The 6,971-nt window shown below is 62.7% G+C and carries 4 protein-coding genes; 2 read left to right on the forward strand and 2 right to left on the reverse strand.

Going from position 1 to position 6,971, the window contains the following annotated elements:
• Nucleotides 1-26 precede the first annotated feature (26 nt).
• Nucleotides 27-1,139 carry an AI-2E family transporter gene (locus tag G7Y51_RS03075; RefSeq protein WP_165174919.1) on the reverse strand — a complete coding sequence of 371 codons (1,113 nt, stop codon included), beginning with the start codon at nt 1,137-1,139 and terminating at the stop codon, nt 27-29.
• 202 nt (nt 1,140-1,341) lie between these two features.
• Between G7Y51_RS03075 and G7Y51_RS03080 the strand changes: the two genes are divergently transcribed.
• Entirely contained in the window at nt 1,342-4,257 is a 2,916-nt protein-coding gene (locus G7Y51_RS03080) for a glycosyltransferase (protein WP_165174920.1), read from the forward strand.
• 10 nt (nt 4,258-4,267) lie between these two features.
• Here the strand turns inward: G7Y51_RS03080 and greA are convergent, their stop codons facing one another.
• The gene (gene greA, locus G7Y51_RS03085) at nt 4,268-4,756 is read right to left on the reverse strand and encodes a transcription elongation factor GreA (protein ID WP_165174921.1); all 489 of its coding nucleotides are present in this window, start codon (nt 4,754-4,756) and stop codon (nt 4,268-4,270) included.
• 475 nt (nt 4,757-5,231) lie between these two features.
• Here greA and G7Y51_RS03090 point away from each other — a divergent pair, with 475 nt between their 5' ends.
• On the forward strand, nt 5,232-6,794 hold the full coding sequence (locus tag G7Y51_RS03090) for a lysylphosphatidylglycerol synthase domain-containing protein (protein ID WP_165174922.1): 1,563 nt from the start codon (nt 5,232-5,234) through the stop codon (nt 6,792-6,794).
• Nucleotides 6,795-6,971: the final 177 nt, after the last annotated feature.

Raw genomic sequence — 6,971 nt, forward strand, 5'->3', positions numbered from 1 at the left:
TTCGCGGTTTGCGCGGCGGGATGGGATCAGCGCGGCTCATGGATCTGGTAAAAACGGTTTGCTTCCTCCACAGCCTGGATGGCAAAGGCCAGCAGCACCGGCCCGGCGATCAGGCCCACCGGCCCGAAGCTGGCGAGCCCGCAGAGAATGGCCAGAATCAGCACAAAGAACGGCGCCTTGATGCCCTGGCGCAGGAAAAGGGGGCGCAGCACGTTATCCACGCCTGCCACGGCGATGACGCCCCAAAGGCCCAGGCCCACGGCGGCCATGGCCTTGCCGGTGAACCAGAGGGAAAGGCAGAGCGGCATCCAGATCAGCGCCGTGCCCACCACCGGAATGGGCGCCACGAGGGTGGCCAGCATACCCCAGAACGCGGGCTGATTGATGCCCGCCACGGCAAAACCGATGCCGCAGAGCACGCCCTGAGCCAGAGCCACCAGCACAATGCCCAGCAGAATGGCGCGCAAGGCCTTGTGGATGGCGCAGATAAAGCGGCTCAGCAGGCTCTGGGGCAAATGAAATATGCGCCCTGCAATCTTGCGGATGCGTCGGGCATAGACGGTAAACACCACCGTGAGCGTCAGAAAGAGAAAGGTGGTCCAGAATGCGGTCATGGTTCCGCCGAGCACGTCAAAGCCGCGAGTGAGGAGCAGGCTCATGGTGTCCGCGAAAAGCGTGTCCAGGTTATGAATGAAATCATTGACCACTTTTTCCACACGCGGGTATTCGGCCAGGCTCATGCGCCATTGCTGAATATATTCCACCCAGTCCGGGGGAATTTGAAAATTGTTGGCCTGCAGTTCGCGCAAACGCACCAGACCTGCGGCCGCCTGCGGCGAAACGAGCAGCGCCAGCATGGCTATGGGCACGAAAAAGGCGGACAGGAGCGTCGTAATGTACGCGTAGAGCGCCGCATGGCTGGAAAGCTTGAGCAGCAGACGGCGCTGGAGCGTATCCGGCCGCTTTCGTTCAAGCCTGATCCGCCAGGCGCTGGTTTTCCTGCGCAGGTTGCGGTAATAGGGCAGAGTCAGGCAGGAGAAGCAGGCCGCCATGAAAATGGTCACCTGATTGGGCCAGAGCAGCATATACCACGCCAGTGCAGCCAAAAGATAAAGCAGGCGCGGCAAAAATACGGTCATAGGAAAAGCCTTTGCTGGTATGCGAACACCGGAAATTGCGCCGGGCACGCGGCCCGGCTGAGCGGCGTTCGGAAAATTCCAGCCTAGCAGACCTTGCGGGGCTCTGCCAAGCCCCGGCGGGCGGCAAAAAAAGCGTTCGTCCGGCCTGCCGCGCCCGGCCACGGCGTTGCCTTGCGCTTCGGCCTGCCGTATGCTGCCGGGCATGAACGCCGCTTCGTCCATCGCTCTTTCGGCCAGGCAGGGGCAGGATCCCGCGCATGTTCTGCTGACTGCGGCTGTGACCTGCGCAGGCCGGGAAGCGCCCGCCGCCTGCCTTCATGCCCTGGTCGAGGCGGGCATACAGGATCTGGCCGTGGTTTGCCTCTGCCCGGCCGCGCTGGAAGTTCCGGTGCTGGCCCTGGGGCGGGCGCTGCTGCGGCGCAAGGCCCTGCAAAGCTTTGTCTGTCTGCCCCTGGCAGCCGGGCAAAGCCCGCGAGCGGCCGTCAACCGGCTTGTTGCGACCGCCGCAAGCCCTTTTTTGCTCCTGCTTTCCTCTGACGTGCTTCTGGAAGAAAACAGCCTGCCGCCCATGCTGGCAGTGCTCAACGGCAACGCCGCCCTGGCGGGCGTCAACCCCTTGCTGCTTGCCGGGGGCCGGGCTTCCGGCAACGCGTCCGCCCGGAGGCGCCTCTGTCATCTGGGCAGCGTGGCCGACAGCCGGGGCCAGATACGCTATTTATATGAAGGCCTGGATGTCGGGCATCCTCTGGCCGCGCGCAGACGCGTTTTTCAAATCGCGCACGAGGCGGCTCTCCTGTTGCGGCGGGAAGATTTTATGGCCGCGGGCGGTTTTCAGCCGAATCTGGAGGCCCTGGCCGGGATCGATCTTTGCCTGCGCCTTGCGGCCGCGCGCAAGGGTTTTTTTTCAAGCGAGCCCGCGGCGCGCGCGGTACTGTGCGACAGCTTCGATCCCTGGAAAAGCTGCGGCCTCTGGAACAGCCTTTTACAGCGCGGCCGTCTGGATCCCGCGTTGCTGCGGCCGGACTATCACCTCCAGGCGCAGGCTGACGGTCTGGAGTACGGCCTGACGCCCTGGCTGGTGGAAGGTCCGCGCAACCTGCCCCTGGATCCTGCCCCGCACTCGTTGCAGAACTCCCTGGACTTCCTGGATGCGGCATGGCTGCGCTGGCGACATGCGCCGGAACCCGACGCCCTGTTGCATTTGCTGCGCCTCTTGCCGTCACGCGAGCGGAGCGCGGCAGTGGCCCTGTGCCGCGAGCTGCCGTCCTCGCTGCCGAGAGTCTTTGCCTGGTATACGCATTGCGCCGCCCGGCTGGCCGAGTTTGGCGGGCAGGAAAAGCTGGGCACGCTCAGGGAGCAGGCGCTGGAGTGGCTGGCGCAGGCGCGGCGTTTTCAGCACGAGCAGCTCAGGCCGGGCATGCGGGCTCTGGCGCGGGCGGGCATCTACGCCTGCTCCCTGGACAATGCGCCCTCCATTTATGACGCCTGGCTTGAGCTGCGGGAAGGGAACCGCGCTGACGGGCAGCCGGAAGCCCGGCAGCTGAGCGTGGGCCGCCAATGGCCGGAGATCGCCGTGCTCATGCCGGTTTGGAATCCGAACCCGGCATTTTTGCGCGCGGCGCTGGATTCCGTGCTGGCCCAGCAATATGGCCGCTGGCAGCTCTGTCTGGCCGATGACGCCTCCACCTCGCCGGAAACGCCGGAAATGCTGCGCGCGTATGCCGCGCGGGATCAGCGCATCCGCCTGGTCATCCGGGAACGCAACGGGCATATCTCGCAGGCCAGCAACAGCGCCCTGGCTTTATCCGACGCGCCCTGGGCCGCCTTTTTGGATCATGACGATCTGCTGGCCCCCAACGCGCTGCTGGAAGTGGCCCGCCATGCGGCTGAGAGCCCCCGACTGCGCTTCATCTACAGCGACGAGGACAAGATCGACGCCGCCGGGGTGCGGCGCACGCCGATTTTTAAGGCCGCCTTTGACTTTGACCTGCATTTCACCGGCCATCTCTCAAGTTACGCGGCCTCCACGCTGCGCGCCGCCAATGGTCTGCGACGCGGCTTTGAAGGCTCCCAGGATTTTGATCTGAGTCTGCGGGTGACGGAAAAGCTCAAGCCGGAAGAAATCGCCCACATTCCCCGCATCCTGTATCATTGGCGGATTCATGCGGAGAGCACCACCTCTGGCCTGGCAAGCAAGCCGTATGTGCTGGAAGCCACCCGCAAGGCCTTGGAGGCCAGCGCGCAACGGCGGGGTTTGCAGGCCACGGCCGAGCCCGCGGGCAAAAATAATTTTTTCAGGCTAAAAACAGCCGTGCCGCCAGGGCTGCGTTGCAGCGTGATTCTTCTGGCGGATGCGCCGCGCCCCCCGGCTCCTGGCCTGGTGCAGTGCCTGCAAGAGCTTGCCCGTCAACTGCAACTGGAGACGCTCTGGCAGCCCCTGACACCCTCTGCCTTGAGCCGCGCCGATTTGCCCCCGCAACTGCATGCCCGCAGCCTGCCGCCCGCCGGGCCGCATTGGGCCACGGCCTGCCGGGCGGCGGCGCGCGCCGCTGCGGGGGATGTGCTGCTCTTTCTGGATGCCGCTCTTTTGCCTCTTGAGGGTTGCCGCCCCGAACAACTGGCAGTGCTGGCTTTGCGGCCCGATCTGGCTGTTGTGGGCGGCTGCGTCTGGCAAGGCGGGCGGCTGTGGCACGCCGGGCTGTACCCCGACGCGACGGGCCTGCCTTTTCCCTTGCAGCGTGGAGCCACGCCGGATCTGCTGCCCTCGCTCTGCTGGGGCCAGTTACTGCTCGCCCGGCGGGCCCTGGCCGCATCCTGGCGCTGCATGGCCGTGCGGCGGGAGGATTTTTTGCGCCATGAGGGCTTTGATCCCGCGCTGGGCCCCCTGGCCGAAGCCGAGTACGCCTTGCGGCGGGAGGGGGAGGGCAGGCATTCGCTGATTTCGCCCTGGGGGCAATGGCTGTTGCCCGAACCGGCGCGGGAGGAATCAATGACGCCCCGGGCGCGGCAAGACTTTCTCCGGCGCTGGGGCGAGGTTGTCAGGACTCACGGTTTGCGCAACCCGCAGTTGCGCGCCGCGCCCGATTTCGGCTGGACCCTGAATTTGAGCGGGGTTTGAGCCCGAAGGCTCAGCCCAGCACCTTGCTGCCGTGAAAGGCAATGCTCATCACTTCATAGGTGACCCGGCCGCGCGGAATGTCCACCGTGACTTCGTCGCCCTGCTCCCTGCCCAGCAGGGCCTGGCCCACGGGCGAGAGAAAAGAGATGGAGCCTTTGGCCGGATCGGCCTCGTCCGGGCCGAGGATGGTGAATGTCCTGCGTTCGCCGCTGTCCACATCTTCCACTTCCACGCTGGCGCCGAAAATGACTTTGTCGCCGCTGAGCTTGTCCAGATCGATCACCTGATACAGGGCAAGGCGCGATTCAATGTACTTGATGCGCGCTTCGGCCATGCCCTGCCGCTCGCGGGCGGCGTCATAGCCCGCGTTTTCGCGCAGGTCGCCTTCTTCCCTGGCTTCCTTGATGGCCTGGATGATGGCCGGGCGCTCGGTTTTCAGGCGGGCCAGTTCCTCTTCAAGTTTTTTGTAGCCCTGGATGGAAATGGGAGTGCTTGTCATGTCGAACCTCACAAAATAAAAAAAGCGCCTGCTGCCCGGACAGCAGAGCACACCTGCGGATCTTGGTTGTATTTGGATCGGATTTGCGGAAAGCCCGCGCCCGGCCGAATGCGGATACGCGGCTCCACGGCCAGAGACATGCGCCGTGTCTGCTACCCTAGCCATTGCTGTGCCTGGGGTCAAGCCTTGGCGCAACTTTTTCCGCGATCGCCCCGGAAAGAGAGACCGGGCGGAGCGGGCTTGCGCGGCGGGTGCGAGGCGTAGTATAGCTTTCACAAAGCTGCCGGAAGCGTTTTTCTTTTGGCCTGAGCGCGCCGTTGCCTGCCGCGCCTGACGGTTCCTGGCAGGGTGCACGCGGGATGCATACGGCAGGCCCGGTTTTTTCCTGAAGCCATGCCGGATGCGGCGTGTTTGAAAATGGATCGGAGCCCTCTCCCGCCGACATCCGGCGCTACTGCTAACGAATTGCCATATCATGAAAAAATATTTGCGTTATCTGGGACCAGTGCTGATTACCGCCGTTTTTCTTTTGGCGGTCTATCTCCTCTATCACAAGCTCAAATCCTACAGCATCGCTCAGATTCGAGAGAGCATCCAGCAGATTTCGTATGGCCGCATCGGGTTTTCCCTGTTCCTGATGGTCATCAACTATATGATTCTGGTGGGCTATGACTGGCTGGCGCTCAAGGCCATTCATAAAAAGCTGCCCCTGCCGCGCGTGGCGCTGGTTTCCTTTGTGGGGCAGGCCGTCAGCTACAATTTCGGCGCGTTGCTCGGCGGCACCAGCGTGCGATACCGTTTTTACACAGCCTGGGGATTTACATTGACGGACATTGTCCGTCTGGTGCTGATGCTGGCCGTGACGTTCTGGGTGGGCGCCCTGGGGCTGTGCGGGATCATTTTCATGATCGCCCCGCCCGTGATTCCCGACGAGTTGTTGCGGCACATGCCCATAGCCGATGTGCGTATTCTGGGCGTGCTTCTCTTTCTGGCGGCCTGCTCTTATCTGGTGCTCTGCTTTACGGTGCGCAGGCCGGTGCATATTTTCGGCAAGGAGTTCGTCTTTCCGGCGCCGCGCATCGCCGTGGCCCAATTCATTGTGGCCGGGGTGGACATCGTGGCCGCCGCGGCCTGCATGTATGTGCTCCTGCCCGGCGACATGGGCGTCAGTTTTCTCGATTTTCTGCCCAGTTATCTTGTGGCCCAGGTGGCGGTGGTCCTGACCCACATCCCCGGCGGGGTGGGGGTTTTTGAGCTGGTGATCCTGCATCTCACCCACACCGCGCATGAGCAGACGGTTTTTGCCGCTGTGCTGCTCTTCCGGATTATCTATTATATTATTCCGCTGCTGGCCGCTGCAGTGCTGCTGGCCGTGTACGAGGCCCGGCAGAGCCGCAGCATGCTGCGCGAGGCAGGGCGCTGGCTGTCTGTGCTTTCACATTCCATAACGGCCTATATGGCCTTTGTGGGGGGGGTGATTCTGCTGGTTTCCTCCACCTTGCCCACCTTGCCTTCCAGCGTGGCCCTGCTGACCGCTTATCTGCCCAGAGGCGTGCTCTATGCGGGGCATTTCATCTGCGCGCTTTCCGGCGCGGCCCTGCTTTTCGTCTCCTATGGCCTTGAGCGTCGCCAGTCCCGATCCTTCAGGCTGACGGTGATTTTTCTGCTTCTGGGCATTGCCGGGGCCCTGCTCAAGGGCTTCTCGTGGGAAGCGGCCCTGATGATCGGCGTGGTTCTCCTGGCCGTTTGCCTGGCCCGGCGGCGTTTTTACCGTTCCTCCTTTTTCTGGGAGGAAGCTATCCCCCCGTACTGGCTGGCCGGGGCGCTCGGCGCTCTGGGGCTGGTCTTTTTTCTGGGCTGGGCCATCTACCATCCGGCCTGGGACAGGGCGGCCAGTTGGGGCTTTGAGCAGCCGTTCAACGCGGCGCGGACCTTATGGGCCTTTCTGGGAATTACAGGCACCTTGCTGCTTTCCTGGCTCTGGCGCATTGCGCTGCGCCGCAGGCAAAGGCGCAAAACACATGGGCAGAAAAGCTAGAGCGGTTTGCTAATAAAATTAGAGCATTTTGCTTTTAACTTTTTACATATCCACAGGATTTAAACCATCCTTCAGCGTCTTTTTGTGTGATACAACTTAATGCTTTTCCAATGGATTTGTATAGTTCATCACATGTTTTTGCTTTCATACCCCGAAGTAATTGTTTCACTTTGCTCC

The organism is Desulfovibrio sp. ZJ369 (assembly GCF_011039085.1).
In the GTDB taxonomy this organism is placed as follows: domain Bacteria; phylum Desulfobacterota; class Desulfovibrionia; order Desulfovibrionales; family Desulfovibrionaceae; genus Desulfovibrio.